Annotated in this window: 25 protein-coding genes; 11 read left to right on the top strand and 14 right to left on the bottom strand. The window is 43.6% G+C overall.

The genetic code is table 11. The annotated features are described in order from the left end of the window. The first annotated feature begins 103 nt into the window (after nt 1-103). On the top strand, nt 104-598 hold the full coding sequence (locus L3V43_RS00465) for a peptidylprolyl isomerase (RefSeq protein ID WP_010371206.1): 495 nt from the start codon (nt 104-106) through the stop codon (nt 596-598). A gap of 58 nt (nt 599-656) precedes the next feature. Then, complete coding sequence (locus L3V43_RS00470) at nt 657-1,382, top strand: UDP-2,3-diacylglucosamine diphosphatase (protein WP_237115921.1); 726 nt, start codon at nt 657-659, stop codon at nt 1,380-1,382. 9 nt (nt 1,383-1,391) lie between these two features. On the opposite strand, the gene miaE is transcribed toward L3V43_RS00470, so the two are convergent. Continuing rightward, the gene (miaE, locus tag L3V43_RS00475) at nt 1,392-2,174 is read right to left on the bottom strand and encodes a tRNA isopentenyl-2-thiomethyl-A-37 hydroxylase MiaE (RefSeq protein WP_237115920.1); all 783 of its coding nucleotides are present in this window, start codon (nt 2,172-2,174) and stop codon (nt 1,392-1,394) included. 209 nt (nt 2,175-2,383) lie between these two features. Between miaE and L3V43_RS00480 the strand changes: the two genes are divergently transcribed. Continuing rightward, complete coding sequence (locus tag L3V43_RS00480) at nt 2,384-2,983, top strand: Yip1 family protein (protein WP_010606742.1); 600 nt, start codon at nt 2,384-2,386, stop codon at nt 2,981-2,983. Nucleotides 2,984-3,188: 205 nt separating this feature from the next. Here L3V43_RS00480 and L3V43_RS00485 read toward each other — a convergent pair whose 3' ends face one another. The 8 genes from L3V43_RS00485 to pspA all read right to left on the bottom strand — a co-directional run bounded on the left by L3V43_RS00485 (nt 3,189) and on the right by pspA (nt 9,817). Further along, nucleotides 3,189-3,533, bottom strand: a complete 345-nt coding sequence (locus L3V43_RS00485) for a 4a-hydroxytetrahydrobiopterin dehydratase (protein ID WP_010606741.1) — start codon at nt 3,531-3,533, stop codon at nt 3,189-3,191. 10 nt (nt 3,534-3,543) lie between these two features. After that, entirely contained in the window at nt 3,544-4,341 is a 798-nt protein-coding gene (gene phhA / locus L3V43_RS00490; protein ID WP_010371198.1) for a phenylalanine 4-monooxygenase, read from the bottom strand. A 249-nt stretch (nt 4,342-4,590) separates the two neighbouring features. Continuing rightward, a complete protein-coding gene (locus L3V43_RS00495) occupies nt 4,591-5,775 on the bottom strand; it encodes an aminotransferase class V-fold PLP-dependent enzyme (protein ID WP_235366673.1) in 1,185 nt (394 codons plus the stop codon). A gap of 190 nt (nt 5,776-5,965) precedes the next feature. Next, nucleotides 5,966-6,991: a TIGR01620 family protein gene (locus L3V43_RS00500; RefSeq protein WP_237115919.1), complete on the bottom strand. Its 1,026-nt coding sequence runs from the start codon at nt 6,989-6,991 to the stop codon at nt 5,966-5,968. Beyond that, entirely contained in the window at nt 6,988-8,400 is a 1,413-nt protein-coding gene (locus L3V43_RS00505; RefSeq protein WP_237115918.1) for a YcjX family protein, read from the bottom strand. The genes L3V43_RS00500 and L3V43_RS00505 overlap by 4 nt, the downstream gene beginning before the upstream one ends. Nucleotides 8,401-8,448: 48 nt before the next feature. Beyond that, a complete protein-coding gene (gene pspC, locus L3V43_RS00510) occupies nt 8,449-8,850 on the bottom strand; it encodes an envelope stress response membrane protein PspC (RefSeq protein WP_010371193.1) in 402 nt (133 codons plus the stop codon). After that, a complete protein-coding gene (pspB, locus tag L3V43_RS00515; protein ID WP_010371190.1) occupies nt 8,847-9,080 on the bottom strand; it encodes an envelope stress response membrane protein PspB in 234 nt (77 codons plus the stop codon). The genes pspC and pspB overlap by 4 nt, the downstream gene beginning before the upstream one ends. Before the next feature lie 77 nt (nt 9,081-9,157). Next, nucleotides 9,158-9,817 (bottom strand): phage shock protein PspA, encoded by a 660-nt coding sequence (gene pspA, locus L3V43_RS00520; RefSeq protein ID WP_010371188.1) that lies wholly within the window; start codon nt 9,815-9,817, stop codon nt 9,158-9,160. 182 nt (nt 9,818-9,999) lie between these two features. On the opposite strand from pspA, the gene pspF reads away from it, so the two are divergent. The 8 genes from pspF (at nt 10,000) to L3V43_RS00560 (ending at nt 18,614) form a co-directional block, all read left to right on the top strand. Further along, on the top strand, nt 10,000-11,091 hold the full coding sequence (gene pspF, locus L3V43_RS00525; protein WP_237115917.1) for a phage shock protein operon transcriptional activator: 1,092 nt from the start codon (nt 10,000-10,002) through the stop codon (nt 11,089-11,091). A gap of 26 nt (nt 11,092-11,117) precedes the next feature. Further along, on the top strand, nt 11,118-12,701 hold the full coding sequence (locus L3V43_RS00530) for an ABC transporter substrate-binding protein (RefSeq protein ID WP_237115969.1): 1,584 nt from the start codon (nt 11,118-11,120) through the stop codon (nt 12,699-12,701). 1 nt (nt 12,702) lies between these two features. Continuing rightward, the gene (locus tag L3V43_RS00535; protein WP_237115916.1) at nt 12,703-13,737 is read left to right on the top strand and encodes an ABC transporter permease subunit; all 1,035 of its coding nucleotides are present in this window, start codon (nt 12,703-12,705) and stop codon (nt 13,735-13,737) included. Then, nucleotides 13,724-14,617, top strand: coding sequence for an ABC transporter permease subunit (locus L3V43_RS00540; protein WP_010371175.1), 894 nt, complete (start codon nt 13,724-13,726; stop codon nt 14,615-14,617). Before L3V43_RS00535 ends, L3V43_RS00540 begins: the two co-directional genes overlap by 14 nt. Then, nucleotides 14,617-15,624, top strand: a complete 1,008-nt coding sequence (locus tag L3V43_RS00545) for an oligopeptide/dipeptide ABC transporter ATP-binding protein (protein ID WP_010606731.1) — start codon at nt 14,617-14,619, stop codon at nt 15,622-15,624. The genes L3V43_RS00540 and L3V43_RS00545 overlap by 1 nt, the downstream gene beginning before the upstream one ends. After that, the gene (locus L3V43_RS00550; RefSeq protein WP_128726417.1) at nt 15,609-16,370 is read left to right on the top strand and encodes an ATP-binding cassette domain-containing protein; all 762 of its coding nucleotides are present in this window, start codon (nt 15,609-15,611) and stop codon (nt 16,368-16,370) included. The genes L3V43_RS00545 and L3V43_RS00550 overlap by 16 nt, the downstream gene beginning before the upstream one ends. 18 nt (nt 16,371-16,388) lie before the next feature. After that, a complete protein-coding gene (locus L3V43_RS00555) occupies nt 16,389-17,417 on the top strand; it encodes an AraC family transcriptional regulator (RefSeq protein ID WP_237115915.1) in 1,029 nt (342 codons plus the stop codon). A gap of 69 nt (nt 17,418-17,486) precedes the next feature. Beyond that, nucleotides 17,487-18,614, top strand: coding sequence for a nuclear transport factor 2 family protein (locus tag L3V43_RS00560; RefSeq protein WP_237115914.1), 1,128 nt, complete (start codon nt 17,487-17,489; stop codon nt 18,612-18,614). 67 nt (nt 18,615-18,681) lie between these two features. On the opposite strand, the gene L3V43_RS00565 is transcribed toward L3V43_RS00560, so the two are convergent. The 5 genes from L3V43_RS00565 to clpP all read right to left on the bottom strand — a co-directional run bounded on the left by L3V43_RS00565 (nt 18,682) and on the right by clpP (nt 25,929). Further along, nucleotides 18,682-20,592 (bottom strand): SurA N-terminal domain-containing protein, encoded by a 1,911-nt coding sequence (locus L3V43_RS00565; protein WP_237115913.1) that lies wholly within the window; start codon nt 20,590-20,592, stop codon nt 18,682-18,684. 173 nt (nt 20,593-20,765) lie between these two features. Beyond that, a complete protein-coding gene (gene hupB, locus L3V43_RS00570) occupies nt 20,766-21,038 on the bottom strand; it encodes a nucleoid-associated protein HU-beta (protein WP_010371157.1) in 273 nt (90 codons plus the stop codon). Nucleotides 21,039-21,254: 216 nt separating this feature from the next. After that, a complete protein-coding gene (gene lon / locus L3V43_RS00575; protein WP_017216125.1) occupies nt 21,255-23,612 on the bottom strand; it encodes an endopeptidase La in 2,358 nt (785 codons plus the stop codon). Between the two features lie 293 nt (nt 23,613-23,905). Beyond that, nucleotides 23,906-25,189: an ATP-dependent protease ATP-binding subunit ClpX gene (gene clpX / locus L3V43_RS00580; RefSeq protein WP_010606725.1), complete on the bottom strand. Its 1,284-nt coding sequence runs from the start codon at nt 25,187-25,189 to the stop codon at nt 23,906-23,908. 122 nt (nt 25,190-25,311) lie between these two features. Beyond that, nucleotides 25,312-25,929 (bottom strand): ATP-dependent Clp endopeptidase proteolytic subunit ClpP, encoded by a 618-nt coding sequence (clpP, locus tag L3V43_RS00585; protein ID WP_010606724.1) that lies wholly within the window; start codon nt 25,927-25,929, stop codon nt 25,312-25,314. Nucleotides 25,930-25,972: the final 43 nt, after the last annotated feature.

Raw genomic sequence — 25,972 nt, forward strand, 5'->3', positions numbered from 1 at the left:
GACAGTTTTTTGATTTTTTACGCTGATTTTTAAGGAATGCTTTTTCACAAAAGCCCAGTTGATATAAAATAGGGTTTTATCATTCAACACGATGGACACTAACATGGTTGTTTTAGAAACAAATCACGGCGAAATCCGTATTAATCTTTTCGCTGACAAAGCGCCTGAAACGGTAGCTAACTTCCTAAACTACGTAAACAGCGAGTTTTATAACGGTACTATTTTCCACCGTGTAATCGACGGCTTTATGGTTCAAGGTGGCGGATTCGCATCGGGTATGGAGCAAAAGCCAGTTGAAGCACCGATCAAAAACGAAGCAAACAACGGTGTTGCAAACAAAGTGGGTACTCTAGCAATGGCACGTACGCCAGATCCACACTCTGCAACTGCACAATTTTTTATCAATGTTAACGACAATGACTTCCTTAACTTCTCAAGCGAAACATCGCAAGGTTGGGGTTACTGTGTATTCGGTGAAGTTGTTGAAGGCATGGATGTGGTAAATAAGATTAAAGGTGTTGCTACTGGTTCTTCTGGTTTCCATCAAGACGTACCGCTTGAAGATGTGATCATCGAAAAAGCATACGTTGCTGAGTAATATACAACTTTTTATTCAAGGCCAGTATTTATGCTGGCCTTATTAGTTTTGAGGTCCCATGGGTAAAACCTATTTTATCGCCGACTTGCATTTAACCGAGCACCGCACTGATATCACCGACGCATTTTTCGCTTTTCTCGACCATCATATGACCGCCGATGTCGACGCTTTATATATTCTGGGTGATTTTTTTGAAGTGTGGATTGGAGACGATGAAAAAGACCCCTACGCCCTAAGTATTGCACAAAAACTGCGAAGCTTGAGTCACCTTGGCATTCAAGTATTTTTTATTCACGGTAACCGTGATTTTTTAATCAAACAAGCCTTTGCTGACGAATGCCAAATGACTTTGCTACCTGAACAAGCGGTGATAGATCTATACGGCACACCAACGGTGATTTTGCACGGCGACGAGATGTGTACACAAGACGAAGCCTATCAAAAGTTTCGTAAGAAGAGCCGCGGTTGGTGGTGGCCAAGACTGATGCTTGCTATGCCACTTTGGTATCGTCGCAGAGTCGCTGCAAATGCAAGACGTAAGAGCATTGAAAACCAAAAAGGCAAGCCCCTCGAGATTCTAGATGTCACCGAAGAAGCAGTGGCAGACATGTTCGCAAAACATGGCGTAGACAATATGATCCACGGCCACACCCACAGACCAAAGGTGCACACATACCAAGGCGGTAAGGTACGCACTGTGCTTGGCGATTGGTATTCACAAAGTTCATATATCGTCGTTGATGACGGTGGCAAACAGCAGCTCCTTTGCCACCCTTTTGAATAAATTTAGTGCTTAAATAGGCGCACCTGAGTGGAACTTGAAATCAAGGTCCGGTGAGCGGATAAGCTCGTTTTCCACTTGCTGAAATAGTTGAATGCGCCCAGCTACGTCACAGCGCTTAGGATCGGTTGCGTTGGCCACTTGATGCGCCAAATCAATATAGTCTTGGTAATGTCTGGCTTCAGAACGCAATAGCGACACATAAAACTTAGCAATTTCTTGATCTAAGTGTGGCGCAAGTTTAGCGAAACGCTCACATGAACGAGCCTCAATGTAGGCACCAATGATCAGTTTATCAACCAGAGCTGCGGGTTCATAAGTGCGAATGTGTTTAATCATTCCAGACGCATAGCGAGATGCTTGTACGTACTCAACAGGAATATCACGTGCCCTTATGATTTCTAGCACCTGTTCGAAGTGATGTAGCTCTTCTTTGATAAGCCTCACCATCTTACTCAAAATATCTTGATTGTAAGTATATTCAGGTCGTGCAGTTAGCTCACCAATCAATTCATTTTTACTGCCTGAAAACTCGCCATCACCAACACTGCGATAAATAAAATCTTCGTAAGGTTGCAACCAACTTAACAATGTTTTTGCAGACGCATCATCTATTGCATATTTACGAATTAAGAAGGCCGCGCTTTGTGCCGCTTTTAACTCACAATGCATATGATCGATAAGCAACAATGGTAAGTGCTCGCTTTGTTTTGCTTTTTCAATCCAAGCTTGCGGGGTTTCACAGCCTAAAAATTGGTTAATAGGCGCAAGTAAATCTGTGTACTTTTCTAACATAACAACAAAAGACTAATGTGTTTGCGCCATTTTATCATAACTTCTCGCTACAAGGTGCACCACTAGGCTATTCCCCAAGAAGTTTTAGATCATTCTGAAAATAGTAATATTGCTATTCAACTACATTTTCTTGACAAAAATTAACTCATCTCTCATAACTTAATTGAATTGTACAAAAATAGTACAAACCTATGTTTGAGGGGCTAACTATGATCTTTAATCATCTATGGGGCTTATATGCTCACCCGCACGAAGAGTGGCAAACAATTGATAACCGTCACGAAAGTATGTTTTACAGTTTGTCACATATTGCACTTGTTGCGCTGATCCCAAGCATTATGGGGTATTATTCTTCAGTCTACTTAGGCTGGAGTGTTGGTACTGGGGATGCTGTCTATTTAACTCATGAGTCGGCAATATTAATTGGTGTTGCAATGTACTGCGCATTAATTGCAGGCGTCTTTATTCTGGCGTATCTCGCCCACTGGATGGCCATCACTTTTGGCTCAACACCGACCTATACACAGACTCTAGAGTTATCGGCTTACACGGCAACACCAATGTTTATGTCGGCTTTTGCGGCATTTTATCCTGAGCTTTGGTTTGTCGTATCGGTTGGGATGGTTGCACTGGCGTACTCCGTTTACCTGCTTTATACGGGCGTGCCTATTCTTATGCATATTCCTGAGGAGCGTGGGTTTATTTATGCCAGCTCGGTTGTGACTTGTGGCCTAGTGCTGTTAGTCATCATTCTTGCTGCAACCGCTATCTTGTGGACTAATGGCATAATTAGCCCTACGTTTACGTAGCCTGAGGGTGGGATAAAAATAGATTAATCTATGTCTGCTAACGCTAGTTGTATTTGCTTGGAAAATGAAAAGACGAACGTTTTCTTGGCTTTTATCCTAAATGATGAATAAAAACGGCGCTTGTTTAGCGCCGTTTTTATTTTGTAGGTCGAAATATGACATGGGTTGTCGATATTTGTCGATATTTGTCGACATAAATGTCGACCTACTGTGCTGCGAATACTTCGTCAGTTTTAGCGGCACAAATAAAATCGTTTTTATGAAGACCTTTAATAGAGTGGCTCCACCACGTTACCGTCACTTTACCCCATTCGGTAAGTAGACCTGGGTGATGGCCTTCTTCTTCAGCCATATCACCCACCTTGTTTGTGAACGCAATTGCTTGTTTAAAGTTTTTAAACTTGTAAACACGCTCAAGCTGCATAATACCATCGCGTACTTCAGGTACCCAATCAGGGATCTGTTTGATCAGAACCGCTAGTTCTTCATCTGATACTTTAGGCGCATCCGCACGACACGCTTCACATTTTTGTGCACTTAAATCAGACATTGATAATTCCTTAACTTGCTAGTTTTTCTTTTGGCGGAAACTTAGGTTCAAATAACCCTAGCTCTTTTGCTTGTTCAACCTGCGACATGATATCCATTTTAGAGATCTCAAATAAGTCGTTGATTGAGTTAATTGTATAGTAAACAGGTTGCATAATGTCGATGCGATAAGGTGTACGTAACACATCTAACACTTTAAGCGGATTAATTTCTGGTTTGTCAGAGTAAACATATTGAGTCTCACCTGGGCTTGACAGCACACCGCCACCATAGATACGTAGACCTTGCTCAGTTTGCATTAAACCGAACTCGACGGTAAACCAGTATAAGCGTGCAAGGTATACGCGATCTTTCTTCTCAGCGGCATAGCCTAGCTGACCATACTTGTGTGTAAACTCAGCGAATGCTGGGTTTGTTAGCATTGCACAGTGGCCAAAAATCTCATGAAAGATATCTGGTTCTTGCAAGTAATCAAATTCTTCTCTGGAGCGAATAAAGGTCGCTACAGGAAACTGTTTGTTGGCAAGTAATCGAAAGAACTCATCAAAATCAATCAGTGCCGGCACTGGTGCTACCTGCCAACCCGTTTCTTTCGCTAGTGCTTCGTTTAATTCACTTAGTTGTGGAATGCGGTCTTTTGGTAAGTTAATTTTCTCAAGGCCCGCCAAATATTCATCACAGGCTTTGCCTTCGATACACGCTAGCTGACGTGCAACTAACTCTGACCAAATTTGGTTCTCTTCATCTGTCCAAGCAATAACGCCATTTTCATCTGGCTGCTTAGATACATATTTACTTGCTTTAGCCATTTTACATTCTCACTTACTTCACCCCGAGTTTATGATCTTGCAATTTCAATTGCCGTCCTGTTGATGGTTCGGAGCGCTTCAACTTGTGACTTTGATACTAAGTAAAAGTGAAGGAAAGTTTAATAGTGCGCACGTTTATCACATTTCGCACAACAAGCATTTTCGTAAACTATAAAATACACACCTGTAAAACCAAAATTACACACATAATAAAAAGGGGCTAAACCCACCCCCTTTGTAAAAATTAACTTACAGCGATATTTTATCAAACGCCTGCTTAAGATCGTCAATAATGTCTTCTACGTCTTCAAGCCCCACTGAAATCCGAATTAGTCCATCAGAAATTCCCGCAGCTAACCTTTCCTCTTGTGTATAAGGAGAGTGTGTCATTGATGCCGGATGTTGAATGAGCGTTTCCGGATCACCTAGACTTACCGCTAACGTACACAGCTCAGTCGCATTGATAAATTGCTCACCCTGCTCTAGCGAGCCGTTGATTTCAAAAGCAATTACCCCACCAGCCCCTTTCATTTGTTCACCAAGAAATTGGTAACCAGGATGCGAAGGTAAACCAGGGTAGTAGACTTTATTCACTTTAGGGTGCGCTTCTAGGAACTCTGCTACCGTTTGTGCGCTTTGGCAGTGGCGTTGTACACGCAAAGCTAAGGTTTTCAATCCTCGATTGATTAACCAAGCATCATGCGGACTGATTGTAGCGCCAATGTCTTTTAACACGGTTAATTTGATAAGTTCTATGTGCTCTTTTGAACCGCACACGAGCCCTGCTACCACATCCCCATGACCATTTAGATACTTGGTTGCGCTGTGCACAATAAGATCAGCACCATAATTCACAGGCTTTTGTAAAAGCGGTGTCATAAAGGTATTGTCAACGACAAACAAGAGCTCGTACTGTTTAGCGATCTCTCCTAACATTGTCAGATCTAATACCGTCATGTTGGGGTTGATCGGCGTTTCGGCAAACAATAGTTTTGTATTTTCCTGTACCGCATCACGTAACGCGTGCTCATCGGTTAAGTCTACAAATGACACCTCAATACCGAATTTAGGCAACATATGCGCAAATAGTGCGAAGCTACAGCCATATAATGCGCTTGATGCAATCATATGGTCGCCTTGCTGCAAAAAGCTCAGCACCGATGCAGACACAGCCCCCATACCAGTGGCGGTCGCCGCAGCATCTTCCATTCCCTCAAGTCGAGCTACTTTTTCTTCTAGCTCTCGCGTCGTAGGGTTGCCTAAGCGAGTATAGATATAGCCGGGCTCTTCACCGGCAAACCGTGCGGCTCCTTGCGCTGCGTCTTTAAAGTGGAATGTTGAGGTTTGATACAAAGGAGCGGTTAACGCCCCATGTGGGTCGTCAAAATGATTGGGTCCGTGAATACACTGACTGTCATCTCTTAATTTTTTCATACTTGCCTGCTGATTTTATTATTGCCAACCAAATAAACATGGTAGTGAATTGATTAGCGTCGTTTTTGTGTAATAACCAATATGTAGGGCAGTTTAGAATAATAGACAAGCATGCCAGATGGGGAGACGGCTAGTTCACTTATTGTGACTAGCCAATTTTACTTAAAGAGGTGTATAAAATTGTTGCCGCTTAATCTTTTTTGCTACGCCTTAATAGCACATCAACGACTGAGCTAATCGCATTTTTTAAAAGACTTTGTTTGTGCTCCAAGCGTGGCAATGGTCGACAAAGTTCCATCGCCTTATAGCCCAAGCGGGCTGTGAATATCCCAGCACTTAGGCCCTGTGCCGAACGGGTAGAAAGCTTGCCAAGTAATTCAGCCCCCACACTGGTCGCAGCAAGGTCGCTTACCAGTTCACTTGCGCCAACAAACACCATTTGCTTCAACAACATTTTATACAAGGTGATGCGGCTACGATACGCTAATCGAATACCATAATGTTTGCTGATCTTTTCCACCAGCACGACTCCGCGCCAAAGCACCGCCAGCATATCCACAAGTGCAAGTGGACTTAAAGCAACTAAGAGCGCCGATGTTGTTGCATGCTCCTGAATTAGCTTTTTAGCTTCAGCATCTTGGCCTCGGAGCAAAGTTTTTTCATATAAAGTGATGACTTCTTTGTCTGTGTGGTGAGGCTGTAACGCCTCTTCAAATGCGGCAACCTTTTGCTCTGGATGCGCTTTTAATAGTGGCCCAAGCCAAGCTCGCGCCTCGCCAATTTGGTCACTCTGTAATAAGCGCTGGGCATCATGCTTAATTTGCTGATGTTGTTTAAGCTTGCTAAGTGCGATGACTTCCGAAAATAAGAACTTAAATAGCGCAAGTAAACCAAGAGACAACACGGTGGTGTATAGACTAAACAGCAGAATATTTTGCTCATAGCTCTCTATCAAGGTCAGTGCTGCTTCCACAATGATAAGTATTAATAGCGCAAGCAAAAAGCACTGCTTAAACCCAAATCGCCAAGGCGATTCGTAAATACGTTCAATTTTCGGTAACTCGGGTTCAGGCACAGCATCAAGGCTTTCACTCACAACCAGCTCGTTGCCGAGAACTTTGCCTTCACCACCCAAATGTTGAGACTCATCTTGGCGTTCAGTATCGATGTTTAAGCGCCTACCCGAGCCTTGGTAAGATTTTGTCTGATCTGTCATCTTAATTTATCTCCAATTAAGAACTGCAAAGCATGATCAAGCCTAATATGCGATAAGTTTCCTTGCCTCGCAGGTAGCGGTTCAAACGCTAAAAACTCAAACCCATTTCGGGGCCAAGCCTGCGCTTTTGGAACGTGATCGGGCGGGGTTGGTGGTACATAATTAATAAACTGCTGCTCGCCGACTGGCTTGCCGTAAATACATTGCACATGTTGCGTCCCCTCTTTCACCGCTCTCGACTCAACACTTCTCACCGAAGAGAGAGACATCGTGTCCACGGTTACCCCATTGAAGCGAAGCTCATTGGCGCTGTCCACCAACATTTCATTTAACAACCTTGTCAGATTGGTCTGCTGCTCGTTCAAAACGCCATCACATTTGTTGGCGGCAAATAGCACCTTATCTATTTTTGGGTTAAATAAACGAGACAAAAAGCCACTTTTACCATGGGAAAACATGGCGAGGATCTGCTTTAACGCATCTTCTTGCTCTTTCAGTGTGTCATAGCCATCACTTAGGCTACCCAATAGATCAACTAACACGACTTGGCGGTCAAACTGACAAAAGTAATCTTTGTAAAAAGGTGCGACGACTTGCTTTTTGTAGGCTTCAAAACGCTCCACAAGCTGTTGATATTGTGAATGCTCGGTAATGTCGTTTGGGTGAACTTGTACCGGGAAAAACAGCAATATTGGCGCTCCCTCAAGGTCACCTGGGATCAACGCTCGGCCAGGTTGCAGGTTAGATAAACGAGTATTCCGCTGCAACTGCGCTAAAAGCGCATGGTAACTTTGTGCAAGCATTTTCAGCTTACTTTCATCCACCGCTTCAGTCCCATCAAACTGCTCGAGGAGCTGTAAAAACGTTTGTGCAAATGGCTGATATTTAGGCTTATTTAATAATGCAAATTGCTGCTCACACCACTCGGGAAAAGTCATTTTAAGTAGCGGCAAGTCCATTAACCATTCACCCGGGTAATCATATAGTTCAAGGTATAGTGTATGAGTTTGCGCTAAGTGCTGTTTGAGTCCGCGTTCACTATGATACCTAAACGCCAATGTTAAGGTATTGATACGTTTGGTTGACGCAGGCCATGTTGGCGGCTCTTCCAACAAACAAGTTATTGCTTGCTGATAGTCAAAAGTGGGTACCGCCAGTGCCTTCTGTGGCTCAGGACGACACGCAACAAGACGCCCTTCACTCACGACATCTAAAAACGGTAAGTTGTCGGTGCTCGTTTGGGTAGTCAGATGCTTGATAAGAGCCGTGATAAATGCGGTTTTCCCGCTGCCACTAAACCCGGTTACGGCAAGCTTTATATGCTTATCAAAAGAGCGGTGGAGCGTTTTTTTGGCTTGTTGTTTTAACTTATCTAGGGAAGATGGGGTTCGAAAACGTGACGTAGTCATAAGTAGAAAAGTGCCCCTCAAGAAAATGCCAAGGCGGCCAATACCGCCTTATAGCTTGTCAATTTCTCTGCTAACCGTAAATTCAGGGGAAGTTACGTAGCGTTCCATGTTCTGAATGCGACCATCAAGTCGTGATAACCTGTCTTTTAGGTCATAAAGTGCCTGTCTTGGCGGCTCGCCTTTTTGCCACACCTTAAACTTCACCGATACTTTATCCTCATCTTTCGCATCAGGCGAACGGTTTGGTGTCACTTCACGTTTATCTAAAATAAACCAGCATGCCACATACACGACGATAAATAATGGACCACCAGATAATAGCACGGCTGTGATGAATAAAATCCTAACAAGCCATAACTCCATGTTGAAGTAATCGCTAAGACCTGCGCATACTCCGGCTACCTTGCCGCGACTTGGGTCACGATATAGCTCTCGCTTTAGTCTACTCATAACTTGCGTCTCCATTGTGGTGACTCTTGATCAAGTAAAGCTTCTAACGTTTCAACACGATCTGCCATTTTTTCTGCCTTGCTGGCTAATTCGATAAGCTGACGATGCTCGTGTTCACTTAACCCTTGGCTTACCTGCTTTTTGCTACGGTAGTGCAAAATTAACCAAAGTGGTGCCACGATGACCATAAAAATAATCAACGGAGCCATCAAAACTTCTGCGTCAAACATAATCTTCTCCTGCCTTCAACCTGGCTGTTATTAATGTAGTTGGTTAGCACCTACCCTGACAGTAGGTGCGACTATTTTCACTTTTCAGCCATTTTCTTTTTCAGCTGTTCAAGCTCATCGTCAATCTTTTCGTTCTTTTGCAGATCAGCAATCTCATCCGCTAAAGATTTCTTACCTAAATCGTAAGATTCGATTTGCGACTCTAGGCCATCGATTTTGCTCTCATAACGCTCAAAGCGATTTAGGGCATCATCTACTTTACTGCTGTCGAGTGCCTTTTTCACCTCTAAACGAGATTCTGCTGAGCGCTGACGTAGTACAATCGCTTTTTGGCGCGCTTTTGCGTCGGCCAGTTTATCTTGTAATGTACTGACTTCTTGCTGCAGCTTTTCAATGTGCGTGTCTACATGCTCTAGCTCTTTTTCAAGGGCTGCAACATCTTCCGCAGACTTTTGCTTTTCAAGTAAAGCAGCACGTGCTAAATCTTCACGTTCCTTACTTAGTGCAAGCTCTGCTTTGGTTTGCCAATCATCTACCTGTGCTTTTAGCTGATCTAGACGGCGTGTTAACTCCTTTTTCTCAGCGAGTGTTTTTGCTGAGGTCGATCTTACTTCGACTAGTGTATCTTCCATTTCTTGGATAATTAGGCGAACCATTTTTTCTGGATCTTCGGCTTTATCCAAAATAGCATTGATATTAGAATTCACTATGTCTGCAAAACGAGAAAAAATTCCCATAGTGGTTACCTCTTTGGTTAATAGCTAAATTGCTTACTTCTATGTATCAAATAGCTTGCCAACTTTAACAAAATTAAAAACATAATAAAATCATAAGGTTATTTTATTTTTAAAAAGCCTTTAGTTATCACTTTTTTTAAAATACACTAGTTATTAGTAAAAACCACTAAGAGTTAGGCAATATGAGCCGTTTTCGCCAACAGGATAATTTATTAGGCCAATCTGACAGCTTTTTAGCTGTGCTAGACAAGGTTTCACAGCTCGCTCCTTTAGAAAAGCCCGTGCTTATTATTGGCGAGCGTGGCACAGGTAAAGAGTTAATTGCGGCACGTTTGCATTATCTCTCAGAGCGGTGGGATCAGGAATACGTCAAACTAAACTGTGCAGCCCTAAACGAAAACCTTTTAGAGAGTGAATTATTTGGTCACGAGAGCGGTGCCTTTACTGGTGCAAGCAAGCGCCATGAAGGTCGATTTGAACGCGCTAACAGTGGCACACTGTTTTTGGATGAGTTAGCTAATACCTCTGCGATGGTGCAAGAAAAGCTCTTGCGTGTAATTGAATACGGTGAGTTCGAGCGAGTTGGCGGCAAGCAAACCGTAAAAGTAGATACTCGACTGGTATGCGCTACCAATGAAGACCTCCCCACTCTTGCCGATGCTGGAGAGTTCAGACACGACTTATTGGACCGCCTCGCATTTGACGTCATCACCTTACCGCCATTAAGAGCGAGAAAAGAAGACATCTTATTATTGGCCGAACATTTTGCGATAAATATGGCTCGGGATTTAGGATGGGAGTTATTTAGCGGCTTTACCCGCAAAGCCATCGAAAAGCTGCTTGATTACCCGTGGCCCGGCAATATCCGTGAGCTCAAAAATGTAGTTGAACGTAGTTTATATCGTCATGGCAATGATCAAATTCCGGTTCATGATATTGTGTTTGACCCCTTTGCTAGCCCATTTAGGCCGAGCCAACGGATCAAAGCACCAAATGCCCAGCCAACAACTGCTGCCATTCATAAAGTTGAGCCTTTGCCTGCAGCGCAACCGAGTAACGAACAACAGGCAGATCCTGCCCTCGAATTCGACTTCCCTTGTGATTTAAAATCGCTTTCCAACGACTATGAAATCACAATGCTGCAAAAAGCACTTGAATTTAGTCAATTTAATCAAAAGAAAACTGCACAAAACCTTGGTTTGACGTATCATCAACTTAGAGGTTATTTGAAAAAATACAACCTACTGGACCAAAACCAAAAACAAGAGGCATAGTGGTGCGTAAATTGTTTTTTGGTGTGCTGTGTACCGCTTTATTTGGCTGTACAGATCAGGCGCCAAATAAAGTGAATGATAAGTCACAAGGCTTAGTATATTGTGCAGAAGCGAACCCTGTGTCATTTAATCCACAAGTGACCACAACTGGGTCTACGATTGATATTATTGCCAATCAGCTTTATGACACCTTGATCAGTATTGATCCTGAAAGCGGCGAATTCTTACCTGAGTTGGCAACGTCTTGGCAGGTCAGCGATGACGGTAAATCTTTCACTTTTACCCTGAGGGATGATGTCCAATTTCACGATACCCTCTACTTCACACCAACAAGAAAAATGAATGCCGATGATGTGGTATTCTCATTTAACCGTTTATTTGATGTTTACAATCCGTACCACTTTGTTGGTGATGCAAATTATCCTTATTTTCAAAGTATTGGACTCGACCAACTGATCCGCCAAGTAAAAAAAGTGGATGAACATACCGTTCGCTTTGATCTGTTCAACGCGGAAAGTAGCTTTTTATCCAATATCGCCACAGACTTCGCTGTCATTCTTTCTAAAGAATATGCCGATCAGCTTATACAGCTTGAACATAAGCAAGATTTTGATCAAAAGCCCGTAGGCACAGGTCCGTATAAGTACCGTGAATTTTTACGTGATAACCTGATCCGATATTATCGCCATGAGCATTACTGGAAACACCCGGTATACATGGAACAATTGGTCTACGATATCACCACCAATGGCACTAGCCGCATCGCAAAAATGCTAACTAAAGAATGTGATATTACGGCGCACCCCAGTGCTACCCAGCTCACCGTGCTTGAGCAAAGAAAAGACATAGAAGTTGAAAAGGCCGCAAATCTGAATATAGGCTACTGGGCATTCAACACCGAAAAGCCACCATTTGATAATCCGTTGGTCCGCAAAGCGCTGGCGCACAGCATAGATTTTGAAAAAATCATGCAAGCGGTATTTTACAACAATGGGATTTTAGCCCGCTCAATGCTTCCCCCTTCTTCATGGGCATTTGAAGCGCAACAAAAAATGCCAACATATGACCCTGAAAAAGCCAAAGAGTATTTGAAACAGGCTGGTCTTGAGGATGGTTTTTCCATGACCTTATGGGCCATGCCGGTGTCGCGAATTTACAATCCTAACGCGCGGAAAATGGCAGAGCTTATTCAACGTGATTTACGTGATATTGGCGTCAATGCCAGGATCGTTGAGTACGAATGGAATACCTTTATTGAACGCGTTGGCCGCCATGAGCATGATAGCGTGTTGTTAGGCTGGGCAGCAGATACACCTGATCCAGACAATTTCTTCAGCCCATTATTGAGCTGCACTGCAACATTTAGTGGCAAAAACCCTTCCAACTGGTGTAATCCGGAGTTTGACTTATTGCTCACTCAAGCGTTAGACACCAACAATATGGAAGAAAGAAAATACTATTATCAGCAAGCACAAAAAATGGTCATTGAGCAACTGCCTCTCGTTCCAATTGCGCACGGGCTAAGGTTCCAAGCAACTAGCTCTGATATCAAGGGCGTCTCATTACGTCCATTTGGTGGTATTTCGCTCGCTGAGGCAAGGAGAGACTAACATGTTCGCAAAATATGCTTATCGACGACTGAGCTTGCTTTGCTTTATGTTGTTTACCCTAACTATATTTACTTTCGCCCTCAATTACCTGTTTCCTGGTGAGTTGATCACTAACTTCAGTGGTGAAGTCAACTCGAGTTATGCCCAAACGCAAGCGCTAGTTGAAAAATACCGTATCGAAGAAAATATCTTTGTGCAATATGGCGCGTTTATGGCTCGTATGTTTGAAGGCGACTGGGGTTTATCTTTATCATCGGGGCAGCCCGTGCTTTCTCATGTGAAACATCTATTTCCAGCAACGCTTGAGCTGTGTTTATATGCTTTGACGGTTGCAGTCTTGATTGGTGTACCAAGTGGAGTAATAGCCAGCGCTTATCATAAAAAGTGGCCAGATAAGCTCATTAACTCATTAAGCTTGATGGGATTTTCCATTCCAGTTTTTTGGTTAGCCCTGCTGCTTATTATGGCATTTTGTCTGGGCCTTGGGCTTTTCCCCATGTCCGGTAGAATTGGCTTACTTTATGAAATACAGCCCGTTACTCATTTTATTCTGATTGATATTTATCTTGAAGATTTTCCCTATGGTGGTGCCGCATTTTGGGATGCACTTCATCATTTAGCGCTGCCGACAATTGTGCTGGCTATGTACCCAACGACAGTTTTGATCCGCTTTACTCGCGACTCTATGCTCGAAGTCCTCGACCAGAACTATATTAAAACAGCTAGAGCAAAAGGCCTTAATCGCAGCCAGCTTATCATCCACCACGCGCTGAGAAATGCGCTGCTTCCAGTGATAAAACAAATTGGTCTCCAATTTAGCACGCTCATCACACTTGCGATGATCACTGAGGTGATATTCTCTTGGCCTGGGATCGGTCGATGGTTAATTGAAAGCATCTATCAACGTGATTTCCCCGCCATCCAAGGGGGACTGCTCGCGGTGTCTTTCTTTGTTATCATTGCCAACATGTTGTCTGATTTTATTCACTCGATACTCGATCCGCTCGCAAGGAATCAGGCTCATGGCAAAGTTTAATCTATTTACCGAAGAGTCTAATCGCTCACCTTTATTTAGGTTATGGCGTAAATTCCGCTCAAACCACGTTGCGCTAGTGGGTTTATGGCTGTTTGTTGCTCTGACGGTGTTGGCTTTAACAGCGCCGCTGATCGCGCCCTATGGTGTTAACCAGCAGCATGCTGATGCCCTGTTGCTACCACCTTCTTGGCATGACGATGGCGATGTGCGCTTTATACTCGGTACAGATGATTTAGGGCGAGACATCTTATCGCGCTTAATGAATGGAGCAACCTACACGTTTGGTTTATCTATCATTGCAGCCTTGGTTACCACGGCGCTCGGCGTCGTACTTGGTACGCTTGCTGGCGCCAGTCGAGGCTTAAAATCCAGCTTTCTTAATCACTTATTGGATATTACGCTCGCCATTCCTTCGTTACTGCTGGCCATTATCATCATTGCTATATTGGGGCCAGGTTTGATGAATACAGTGTGGGCAATTATCTTCGCGCTATTGCCACAATACATCCACTCGATTAGAAACTTAGTGGTCACTGAGCTGAGTAAAGACTATATCATCGCCTTTAAGCTTGATGGTGCAACACGCTGGAAACTGCTCGTCCGTGGCATACTGCCTAACATTTACGAGCATATCGTGGTTATCTTCACCATGGCGCTGTCGACTGCTATTTTGGATATTGCGGCACTTGGTTTCTTAAAGCTCGGTGCGCAGCCTCCATCGACCGAATGGGGTGCAATTCTCCAAGAAAACTTAAGTTTAATTTATCTAGCGCCTTGGACTGTAGGTCTCCCAGGTGTATTGCTCTTTTTGGCAGTACTGTCTACCAACTTGGTTGGTGATGGACTGCGTGAAGCGCTGAAACAACGTAAGGCAGATTAATGCAATTACTAGACATTAAGAACCTCACCATTGAACTACGTACCGAAGACGGTGTTATTCGCGCGGTTGATAAGGTCAACCTTAGCCTTAAAGAAGGCGAAGTACATGCGCTTGTCGGTGAGTCTGGCTCTGGTAAAAGTCTAATCGCCAAAGCCATTGTGGGGGTACTCAATCAGCGCTGGACAGTAACCGCAGACCGCATGCACTGGCGTGGCGTTGACCTTATGCGTTTATCTTCAGAAAAGCGCAGAAAGCTCGTCAGCCAAGATATTGCGATGATTTACCAAGAGCCAAGTCGAAGCCTTGACCCAACCGCTACCATTTTCGACCAAGTCGCGGAATCTATTCCCGATAGCGTCTTAAAAGGTGGCTTTTTTGGTCGTAGAAAAGCACGAAAAGAAAAGGTCCGAGCGCTATTGCACAAAGCTGGGATCCGAGACGATAAAAAGATCTGCAGCAGTTACCCACATGAACTTTCTGAGGGGATGTGTCAAAAGATCATGATTGCGATGGCCATCGCCAGAAGCCCAAAACTACTTATTGCCGATGAGCCAACCACCGCACTTGAAAGTACCGCCCGCGCGCAAGTATTTCGATTGCTCAAGGCATTAAACCAGCTTAAAAACATGTCGATATTAATGATTTCGCATGAGCTAGAAGAGATCTCCGACTGGTCCCACGCAATGCATGTGCTCTATTGCGGACAGATGGTTGAAGCAGGTCCTACTCAGGCTATTTTTAAACAGCCATTACATCCCTACACCCAAGCGCTAGTTAAGAGTTTACCTGACTTTGGTCAAGGGCTCGGCCATAAAGAAGCATTTTATGCCTTGAAAGGCACTATTCCCCCATTACAGCATTTACCCATCGGATGCCGCTTGGGGCCGAGATGCCCTCAAGCACAAAAAGAATGTGTCGTCACGCCAAGACAAAGTCGCTCGCATGGCCATAGTTATGCTTGCCACTTTCCGTTAATTAAGGTGAAGCAAAAATGCAACCCGTCTTAAAAGTACAATCTTTAAACAAGTCCTACACTTCTCGTCAAGGACTGTTCAGACGCCGCTCGTTGCAGGTACTCAGAGATGTTTCGTTTGCGCTTGCTCCCGGACAAACCCTCGCAATCATAGGCGAGACTGGCTCTGGTAAAAGTACGCTCGCCAAAGTACTTGCCGGTGCCGACATGGCAGACTCAGGACAAATATTACTAAACGGCCAAATTGTAGAAGACGCTGGTATTCGCAATCATGACTGCCGTACTATTCGCCTTATCTTTCAAGACCCAACTCGCTCGCTCAACCCGGGTCTCACCATTGGGGATATGCTTGATGATTGTCTACAATACAATACTGAACTCACCGAAGAGCAGCGTTATAAGAAAATCCGCATCACACTCAGCCGCGTCGGGCTACTTGGCGAACACATAGACTATTATCCTCATATGTTTAGTGGCGGGCAGTTACAGCGGGTTGCCTTAGCGCGGGCCCTTATTTTAGACCCAAAAGTGCTGGTATTGGATGAAGCGTTGTCATCATTAGACCCATCCGTACGCGCGCAAACCGTAAATCTGCTGCTAGAGCTACAAGCAGCAACGGGACTTGCGTACGTGCTTATCACACATCATTTGAGTTTGGTTCGTCACATGAGTGATGAGATTTTGGTATTAAATCGCGGTAAAGTCGTCGAATATGGCGAAACCGAACGTGTGTTCAATACTCCAAAATCTAAAACCATGCAGAAGCTGCTATCTGCTTAATTTCGCGGGGAATAAGTAATGGATTTTAGTGCCCATCTGTTATTTTTCTTCTCACTTATCGGGGTGTTTAATGGCTTTATTCTCAGCGCCCTACTGCTAATAAAATTTCAGGAGGCAAAAGCACTGCGCTGGGTGTCGGTGCTTCTCATTTTACTTTGTATTCGAATTGGCAAATCAGTCCTTTTTTACTTTAACCCAGAGCTGGATAAAACGATTCTGCAAATAGGTTTGAGTGCCTACTTTTTGCTTGGCCCCTGCCTGCTTAATTTTGTACTTGCAAGCTACAGTGAAACCAAAAATCGTTATCTAACAATACACTTTTTGGCATTAAGCGGTTTTATTATTGGATTTGGTATACTTATGCCCTATCAGCTTCACCCTGAAATTTGGCAAATGTGGGGTTACAAAGGCACATCCTATTTTTGGCTAGGTTATTTACTGATAAGTTCTTATACTTTTTATCGTCTAGCTACAGACAAAAGCGCCAATGGCAACGCTGAGTTTCATCTAACTTTGGTTGTGATCTGCGGTTGCTGGCTCATTTGGGCCGCGTATTTCTTTTCGTCATTCACTTCTTACATCACAGGAGCACTCACGTTCAGCTTTGTGCTCTATTTAAGCATCCTTTTCGCACCCAAATTACTACGAAAACCAACTGCTAATGAAAAGAAATATGCCAATACGCACATAAGCGACGATGAATACAATCAGCTCATAGCCAAACTTGAGTCGTTAATGTCAGAAAGCAAGCTATTTACTGAGCCGGATTTAACGCTCCCCCGATTGGCCAAACGATTAGGCACGAGCCACAACAAATTATCGCAAATAGTAAATCGCCACTATCATTGTAACTTTAAACAATATCTCAATGGCTTGAGAGTTGAATATGCGAAACACTTGCTTTCGAGCACCAACATGCCGCTGGAACACCTTGCACTGGAGTGTGGTTTTAATTCTGCATCCACATTTTTTGCCGCATTTAAGAAGCTCACGGGGTACTCTCCAAATAGCTTTAAGCACTCCGAGAACATACTCTCAGACTCCTAAAATATACTCTAGGTGACTGCTTTAATTAAATAAGTTTATGTTTCTTCTGAGTCATTACAGGAGAAGCTTATGACCCTATCAAAACTAGTACCATTGTTATTTTTACTACTTATCCAAACCAGCATCGCCATCGCTTTTGAGGATGAGACCGCTAAAATTACCGCTACATTAAACCACTACATCGGTGGCACCGCGAATAACCAGCCTGAAATGATAAGAAAAGCGTTTCATCCCGATGCGATGCTTATTTTAGAAAAGTCAGACCAAGCGATGTGGCAAGTCCCGTTGAAAGAGTATTTGAGTTGGTATAAAGGTCCGAAAAAAGACACAGGCAGGCGCGCAAAAATTCTAAATATCAGCGTGAATGATCACCTTGCACAGGCCAAAATCCGCATTGATATATTGAAGTCAAACGTGCAGTACATCGATCACCTACTCCTAAAGAAAATAGCTGGCACATGGAAAATCATCAGTAAATCTGCGCAGCAAACCACGCTAACTTCCGAGCAAGTAACGAACTTAGGTCGCCGAGTGCTCATTGTCGCGTCAAGCAAGGCCTTTCACGGCGATAGTCAGCTGCCAGCTGGCACGAGCTTCGAAGAGCTTCTCAGTGCCTATGACGTATTTACTCAAGCAGGACTAATTGTTGATTTTGTCAGCACACAAGGTGGCGCGCTAAACCTGAGCTATATAAATACTTCAAACGGTGAACATAAAAAGTACCTTTACCAACCTGACTATATGTATGCGCTCAGCAACACAATGCGCCCAGCTGAAGTCGACCCTAGCCAATATGCGGCAATCTATTATGTAGGCGGCAGTAATGCCATGTATGAAGTAGCAGAAAACCTTACTCTACAGCGTATTGCTATGCATATATATGAACAAAACCAAGGTGTTGTTGCCGCTGTATGCCACGGCACAGCTGGTATCGTTAATTTGCGCTTGAAAAATGGCGAGTATCTCATCAAAGGAAAACAAATCACCGGTTACCCTACCGCATTTGAAAATCCAGATAGAGCGTATTTCAAGCATTTTCCTTTTCAAATTCAGCCTAAAGTGGAAGAGCTTGGAGGGAATTTTGTATATGGAGAGCGGGATGCGTCTTTTATCAAGGTAGATAGCCGCATAGTGACGGGCCAGAATTATCAGTCTTCACTAGAGGTTGCAAGCACCGTACTTGAGCATATTCAATAATACCGATATCCCTTCACAAGGCATAAAAAAGGCGCCGTGTTGGCGCCTTTCTGCTATCTAAAAACGATTATTGCTGCTCTGTGACCTGTAACTGTGGTCTTTTCACTTCAGACTTAGCTTCAAGTGCTGCTAGTAGCTCAAGATAGTTTTTGTTTGCATAAGAAGCCGTGATTGACTGCTTCTGCTGCGCATCAACTTTGCCATCAACTTCAGGCGTGGTTACAGACTTCAGCACCACAAATGCCGAGTCACCATTACCAAGCTCTACAAGTGCAGATTCTGTTTCTGCTACACCAGGCTGAGGCAATTTAAATGCTTCTGCTGCGATAGCTGGCGGTACGTCGTAGCTACGACGCTTAAGCTCAGTCACGCTTTTCACTTCGATATTTTGTGCTTTGGCAATCTCAGCTAAAGTAGAACCACCTTGTAGTTGCTCAAATAGCGACTGTGCTTTCTCTGCAATTAATGTAGACGCTTTTTCATTGCTCAACTGCGTTTTGATCTGCGCGCTGACTTCCTCAAGAGGCTTAGTCGCTGCCGCTTTATGTTCAGCAACACGAACCACCACGATATGCTCTGGTGCAACTTCTAACACTTCTGAGTTTACGCGGTCTTCTAGCAGCTCTGGCGTGAAGATAGTATTGCTTATCGCTGGCGAATTCAGTGGCTCAGGAAGCGCGTTACGACTTACCAGCTCAGTTGATTTGATCTCAACGCCTGCGGCTTCGGCAGCGTCTTGTAGCGAGTCAGCCATTTCAAAAGCAAGTTCAGCTACACGGGCTTGCTTTTGATAGAAGGCATCGATCTTAGCTGCTTTTTCAAGCTCTGCACGAAGGTTGTCTTTTACGTCTTCAAAAGATTGCGCTTGTTGGCGCTGAATGTCTGTTAGCTTGATAATATGGAAACCAAACTCAGATTCAACCACTTCAGATACATCACCTACCGCGGCAAGCGCAAATGCTGCATCTTCAAACGCCGGATCCATCATGTCTCTTTCAATCCAATCTAGATCACCGCCAAGCTCAGCGCTCACCACGTCGTCAGATTTTTCTTCTGCAACAACGGCAAAATCAGCACCATTATTCAATTCAGCCAGAATTTCATCTGCTTTTTGTTTAGCAGCTTCAGCATCTTCGCTTGCATCAACAAGAATGTGTGACACGCGGCGTCTTTCAGGTTCAAGATATTGGTTTTTTTGCTCTTCGTAATACGTTTTTAACGCTTCTTCAGTCACTGGCTCTGCAGGCGCTAAATCTTCAGCTTTTAGCTCGATATAGTTAACCGCCACCAATTCTGGAGCTTGGAACTGAGTTTGATTCAAGTCGTAATAGTTCTGAACTTCTTCGTCTGACACTGACACTTCATCTTTCACCAACTCTTTGCTTAATACCGCATAGTCGATAGCACGAGTCTGCTGCTGTAGCGCAATAGATTGCTGAAGTTCGTTTTTCAGTACAAAATCAGTGCCAGCAACTGCAGAGATTAACTGCGCACGAGTCATCTCGTCACGAAGATATTCACGGAAGCTATCTGGCTGGAAGTTCATTTGACGGATAACTTGTAAGTAACGGTCGTTACTGAATTCTCCACCAATTTGAAAATATGGCATTTCAACAATCGCTTTTTTAACCTGCTCATCGCTTACACGAAGACCAAGCTCTTTAGCTAGTTGGGTTTGTAATTCTTGTTGTACTAATTGATCAACAACACCTTGGCGAATTTGCGCCATATAATTAGGATCGGCTGCAATTTGTGCAAAGTATTCGCCAAACTGTTGCTCTAGTCGTGCGCGTTCATTTGAGTAAGCACGAGAAAACTTAGTTTGTGAAATCTTTACTCCGTTCACTTCTGCGACAGGCTGCTCTGTGGTTTGACCTAGGTAACCACCGATCCCTGCTAACGCAAAAGATAAGATGACTAAACCTAATACGATTTTAGCCGCCGGGCCTTGCGAGCCTTCTCTGATCTTTTCAAGCATTTATTGTTTCTCTTATCTAAGTCAAAGCACTAAAGCACTTTGTGTTTGCTAGGTTTGGGTTAAGCATTACACCAATCAGATTAGTGATGGTATAAAAAAAGCGTATCTTAGCAGATACGCCTTTTATCTTGAAGCAGTTCGCGATGACTCTGCACCGCCTAATTCAAATTGAATTAGTTTACTGCGTCTTTAAGCGCTTTACCCGCTTTGAAAGATGGGATGTTAGCTGCTGCGATTTGAATAGTCTCACCAGTTTGTGGGTTACGACCAGAACGTGCAGCACGCTCGCGCACTGAGAAAGTACCAAAACCTACAAGTGCAACAGAGTCACCGTCTTTTAGTGCACCCGTTACAGACTCAATGAATGAATCTAGCGCACGACCAGCAGCCGCTTTAGAAATGTCAGCATCAGCTGCGATTTGATCGATTAATTGAGATTTATTCACAATATCATCCTCTTCCATAGTTATTGTCAAAAGTTACTTCTTACTGGTAACTTTTGCTATTCATTTAGAGACATCACAGCGACTCTCTAATTCTCGAAATCTTTCTCAAGCCTAGTGATTACGGGGCTTCCGAACCAGTAGGCTTGAATACAGTGCCTAACTTAACACACCTTTTAGATTTGAAAAGCCTTTTCACTCAATTTTTTGGCTTTTTTCTTAGTTTTTTTGCGATTCCACACTAAAACTGTCTATTGGGTGCGCTAACGCCAGTGATAATACCTCATCAATCCATGACACCGCATGAATATCAAGCCCTTCAAGAACATTCTCAGGAATTTCTTTTAAGTCGCGCTCGTTCTTTTTCGGTATTAAAACTCGTTTAATTCCCCCACGGTGCGCTGCCAATAATTTCTCTTTCAGACCACCGATAGGCAGAACTTCACCACGCAAGGTAATTTCACCTGTCATCGCGACATCTGCACGCACTGGATTGCCAGTGAGGCTTGACACTAAGCCCGTTACCATCGCAATACCGGCGCTCGGACCGTCTTTCGGTGTTGCACCTTCAGGAACATGAACATGAATATCACGTTTCTCGTAGAAATCGTCATTAATGCGTAGTTTGTCAGCGCGGTTGCGCACAACCGTCATTGCCGCCTGAATTGACTCTTGCATCACATCGCCCAGCGAGCCGGTGTAAGCAAGTTTGCCTTTACCTGGTACTGCCGCACATTCGATAGTGAGTAAGTCACCCCCTACTTCCGTCCATGCAAGCCCGGTAACTTGACCAACTCTATCGCCGTCTTCCGCCTTGCCGTAATCGTGACGTTGTACACCTAAGAAGTCTTCAAGATTTTCTTGGTTAATCACAACTTGCTTAACATTTTTATCTAGCAAGATGTTCTTAACGGCTTTTCGGCATAACTTAGAAACTTCGCGCTCTAGATTACGGACACCCGCTTCACGCGTGTAGTAGCGGATAATGCCAATGATCGCACTGTCTTCAATATTGATTTCAGACTCTTTTAATCCATTGCGTTTCACTTGCTTTGGAATTAAGTGCTGCTTGGCAATATTTAGCTTTTCGTCCTCGGTGTAACCAGAAAGACGAATGACTTCCATACGATCTAATAATGGACCTGGAATGTTAAAGCTATTAGAAGTCGCAACAAACATAACATCAGACAGATCGTAGTCCACTTCCAAATAGTGGTCTGCAAAGTTGCTATTTTGCTCTGGATCTAACACTTCTAGTAGAGCCGATGCAGGATCGCCGCGCATATCCGATGACATCTTATCGATTTCATCCAACAAGAAAAGCGGGTTCTTTACGCCAACTTTCGACATGCTTTGGATCAATTTACCCGGCATTGAGCCAATATAAGTTCGTCTGTGTCCGCGAATTTCAGCTTCGTCGCGCACGCCACCGAGCGCCATACGTACGTACTTACGGCCAGTCGAACGCGCGATAGATTGACCTAAACTGGTTTTACCAACGCCTGGAGGACCAACCAAGCATAATATAGGACCTTTAAGCTTATTGGTGCGCTGCTGTACCGCTAGATACTCGATAATGCGGTCTTTCACTTTCTCAAGACCATAATGATCGGCATCTAGTATCTTTTGTGCACCAGCTAGGTCTTTTTTCACCTTTGAGCGTTTTTTCCAAGGTACATTGATCATCGTCTCAATGTACGAGCGCACAACTGTCGCCTCTGCAGACATAGGTGACATCATTTTAAGTTTGTTAAGCTCTGAAAGCGCTTTTTCTTCCGCTTCTTGCGGCATATTCGCTTCGCTAATACGCTTTTTCAGGGCTTCAAATTCGTCAGGAACATCATCCAGCTCACCAAGCTCTTTCTGAATAGCTTTCATTTGCTCATTCAGATAGTACTCTCGTTGGGATTTCTCCATTTGCTTTTTAACGCGTGAGCGGATCTTCTTCTCTACTTGAAGTAAATCGATCTCGCCTTCCATCAACGCCATCAAATACTCGAGACGCTCAGTCACATCGTTAATTTCTAGCACCTTTTGTTTTTCAGGTACTTTAATTGGCATATGAGCAGCCATCGTATCCGCTAAGCGTGCAGCTTCATCGATACCCGATACTGAAGTTAGTACTTCTGGTGGGATCTTTTTATTTAGCTTCACATAGCCTTCGAACTGGCTAATTGCGCTGCGAACTAATATGTCTTGCTCTTGCTCATCCACATCCTGAGATGGAATGTACTGAGCTTGCGCCAAGAAATATTCGTCTGTAATTAGAAACTCATCTATTTTTGCGCGTTGAGTACCTTCAACTAGCACTTTCACTGTGCCATCAGGTAGTTTGAGTAACTGTAGTACCGTTGCAATGGTACCAGTCTGATAGACATCATCAGTGCTTGGGTCATCAACTGAGGCGTCTTTTTGCGCAACTAAAAAGATTTGCTTGTCATTGTCCATCGCAGCTTCTAGGCATTTTATTGATTTTTCTCGACCTACAAACAGCGGGATCACCATATGCGGATACACCACTACATCGCGTAGCGCTAGCACAGGAATTTCTACTCGATCCGTTCTTTCAAGCGTCATTATGTTCTCTTCGCACTTCAATTAATTTTGGGAATACTGAGCTATATGGGGATAACGCAGATAAAGTTCAATAGTTTATAGTAATCCGCATCAAGTAGAGATCAATTTAACGTATAAAAAGCTTAGTTTTGACACTCAATTTACCGTGGTGAAATGTATGAAATATTCACCCTAAAAACTTGTCTCGCTATTGCCCTTTATTGTTATAGCAATTTGACTATATTGGTTTCTATCTGATGTGGACTAAGAAATAAAAAGGAGCGCTAGGCTCCTTTTTTCAATCTCATACTGAGCTATTCAGACGCCGCCTTTTCTTTACCGTTATTTTCGTAAATCATAATAGGGTCTGATTCGCCTTTGATCACCGTTTCATCAATGACGACTTTACTCACTTCTTCTAGTGAAGGAAGCTCATACATAGTATCAAGCAGTACGCCTTCGACAATCGAACGCAGACCACGGGCACCCGTTTTACGCTCCATCGCTTTATGAGCAATCGCTCGTAGCGCATCTTCACGGAATTCAAGGTCAACACCTTCCATCTTAAATAGCGCCGCGTATTGCTTAGTGAGTGCATTTTTCGGCTCATTTAGGATTTCAATTAGTGCTTCTTCGTCCAGTTCAGTCAAAGTTGCAACTACAGGCAAACGGCCAATAAATTCAGGAATTAAGCCGTACTTAACTAAATCTTCAGGCTCTACGTCTTTAAACGTTTCGCTTAATGAGCGCTCAGAGTCTTTAGACTTAACTTCAGCACCAAACCCAATTCCGGTATTTTTTGTACTGCGCTGCTCGATGACTTTATCTAAGCCTGCAAACGCACCACCACAGATAAACAAGATCTTAGAAGTATCTACTTGTAAAAACTCTTGTTGCGGGTGCTTTCTACCACCTTGTGGCGGAACAGATGCAACCGTGCCTTCAATCAGTTTTAGTAGTGCTTGTTGTACACCTTCACCTGACACATCACGGGTAATTGATGGGTTGTCAGATTTTCTTGAAATTTTGTCGATTTCGTCAATGTAAACAATACCACGCTGTGCTTTCTCAACGTCGTAATCACATTTTTGCAGAAGCTTTTGAATGATGTTTTCAACATCTTCCCCCACATAACCGGCTTCGGTTAATGTCGTTGCATCTGCCATGGTGAATGGGACGTCAAGTAAACGTGCAAGCGTTTCCGCTAGAAGGGTTTTACCACTACCCGTTGGACCAATTAGTAGAATATTACTCTTGCCAAGTTCTACATCACCTTTACCACCTTGGTTACGCAGGCGCTTGTAGTGATTATAAACCGCAACAGACAAGACTTTTTTAGCGTGGTCTTGACCTATCACATAATCATCTAAGTGATTTCTGATCTCTTTTGGCACAGGTAATTTATCAGACGCGTCATGCTTAGGCGCAATATCTTTGATTTCTTCCCTAATAATGTCGTTACAAAGTTCAACGCACTCGTCACATATATAGACAGATGGACCGGCAATTAACTTACGAACTTCATGCTGGCTCTTACCGCAAAATGAGCAGTAGAGTAGCTTGCTATTCTTATCGCCGTCTGTTGGAGTGTCTGACATTCAGCTACCTCATTCAATTGCTGTTATCTCTAGATAACATCGTATTTCTTTTAACTATACCAAAGAAATTTGGCTTTGGCACAGTAGAAGCCAATGAATTCAATTCATCGGCTAATTCATAATCACTTAAGCTCTCGACGAGAGTGAACCGCATCAATCAGACCATATTCTAACGCTTGATCTGCAGTCATAAAGTTGTCTCGGTCTGTGTCATGCGCAACCACATCATAAGGTTGACCGGTGTGATCCGCCATTAAGCGATTCAATTTTTCTTTGATCGCCAAGATTTCACGAGCATGAATTTCAAAATCAGAAGCCTGACCTTGGAAACCACCTAAAGGTTGGTGGATCATCACACGCGAGTTCGGCAAGCAATAACGTTTACCTTTAGCACCGCCAGATAGCAAAAATGCTCCCATACTCGCAGCCTGACCAACACAAACCGTACTAACGTCAGGCTTGATAAAGTTCATCGTGTCGTAGATTGACATTCCAGCAGTCACAGAACCACCTGGCGAGTTGATATACAAGAATATATCTTTGTCAGGGCTTTCTGATTCCAAGAACAGCATCTGCGCCACAATTAGATTGGCCATATGGTCTTCGACTTGACCTGTTAAGAAAATAATACGGTCTTTTAACAGTCGTGAGTAAATATCATAAGAACGCTCGCCTTTAGCCGTTTGCTCCACGACCATAGGTACTAACGCATTGATTGGATCGATCATACCATCATTCATGTTTTTTATTCCTTATTAGCACAGAATCTATTGCCTATTCGCT

Source organism: Pseudoalteromonas sp. L23 (assembly GCF_021728455.1).
GTDB lineage: Bacteria > Pseudomonadota > Gammaproteobacteria > Enterobacterales > Alteromonadaceae > Pseudoalteromonas.

What these genes read in the sequence shown, in the direction of transcription:
- L3V43_RS00465 (WP_010371206.1), top strand. Translation starts at nt 104, where the DNA reads ATGGTTGTTTTAGAAACAAATCACGGCGAAATCCGTATTAATCTTTTC.
- L3V43_RS00470 (WP_237115921.1), top strand. Translation starts at nt 657, where the DNA reads ATGGGTAAAACCTATTTTATCGCCGACTTGCATTTAACCGAGCACCGC.
- miaE (WP_237115920.1), bottom strand. Translation starts at nt 2,174, where the DNA reads ATGTTAGAAAAGTACACAGATTTACTTGCGCCTATTAACCAATTTTTA.
- L3V43_RS00480 (WP_010606742.1), top strand. Translation starts at nt 2,384, where the DNA reads ATGATCTTTAATCATCTATGGGGCTTATATGCTCACCCGCACGAAGAG.
- L3V43_RS00485 (WP_010606741.1), bottom strand. Translation starts at nt 3,533, where the DNA reads ATGTCTGATTTAAGTGCACAAAAATGTGAAGCGTGTCGTGCGGATGCG.
- phhA (WP_010371198.1), bottom strand. Translation starts at nt 4,341, where the DNA reads ATGGCTAAAGCAAGTAAATATGTATCTAAGCAGCCAGATGAAAATGGC.
- L3V43_RS00495 (WP_235366673.1), bottom strand. Translation starts at nt 5,775, where the DNA reads ATGAAAAAATTAAGAGATGACAGTCAGTGTATTCACGGACCCAATCAT.
- L3V43_RS00500 (WP_237115919.1), bottom strand. Translation starts at nt 6,991, where the DNA reads ATGACAGATCAGACAAAATCTTACCAAGGCTCGGGTAGGCGCTTAAAC.
- L3V43_RS00505 (WP_237115918.1), bottom strand. Translation starts at nt 8,400, where the DNA reads ATGACTACGTCACGTTTTCGAACCCCATCTTCCCTAGATAAGTTAAAA.
- pspC (WP_010371193.1), bottom strand. Translation starts at nt 8,850, where the DNA reads ATGAGTAGACTAAAGCGAGAGCTATATCGTGACCCAAGTCGCGGCAAG.
- pspB (WP_010371190.1), bottom strand. Translation starts at nt 9,080, where the DNA reads ATGTTTGACGCAGAAGTTTTGATGGCTCCGTTGATTATTTTTATGGTC.
- pspA (WP_010371188.1), bottom strand. Translation starts at nt 9,817, where the DNA reads ATGGGAATTTTTTCTCGTTTTGCAGACATAGTGAATTCTAATATCAAT.
- pspF (WP_237115917.1), top strand. Translation starts at nt 10,000, where the DNA reads ATGAGCCGTTTTCGCCAACAGGATAATTTATTAGGCCAATCTGACAGC.
- L3V43_RS00535 (WP_237115916.1), top strand. Translation starts at nt 12,703, where the DNA reads ATGTTCGCAAAATATGCTTATCGACGACTGAGCTTGCTTTGCTTTATG.
- L3V43_RS00540 (WP_010371175.1), top strand. Translation starts at nt 13,724, where the DNA reads ATGGCAAAGTTTAATCTATTTACCGAAGAGTCTAATCGCTCACCTTTA.
- L3V43_RS00545 (WP_010606731.1), top strand. Translation starts at nt 14,617, where the DNA reads ATGCAATTACTAGACATTAAGAACCTCACCATTGAACTACGTACCGAA.
- L3V43_RS00550 (WP_128726417.1), top strand. Translation starts at nt 15,609, where the DNA reads ATGCAACCCGTCTTAAAAGTACAATCTTTAAACAAGTCCTACACTTCT.
- L3V43_RS00555 (WP_237115915.1), top strand. Translation starts at nt 16,389, where the DNA reads ATGGATTTTAGTGCCCATCTGTTATTTTTCTTCTCACTTATCGGGGTG.
- L3V43_RS00560 (WP_237115914.1), top strand. Translation starts at nt 17,487, where the DNA reads ATGACCCTATCAAAACTAGTACCATTGTTATTTTTACTACTTATCCAA.
- L3V43_RS00565 (WP_237115913.1), bottom strand. Translation starts at nt 20,592, where the DNA reads ATGCTTGAAAAGATCAGAGAAGGCTCGCAAGGCCCGGCGGCTAAAATC.
- lon (WP_017216125.1), bottom strand. Translation starts at nt 23,612, where the DNA reads ATGACGCTTGAAAGAACGGATCGAGTAGAAATTCCTGTGCTAGCGCTA.
- clpX (WP_010606725.1), bottom strand. Translation starts at nt 25,189, where the DNA reads ATGTCAGACACTCCAACAGACGGCGATAAGAATAGCAAGCTACTCTAC.
- clpP (WP_010606724.1), bottom strand. Translation starts at nt 25,929, where the DNA reads ATGAATGATGGTATGATCGATCCAATCAATGCGTTAGTACCTATGGTC.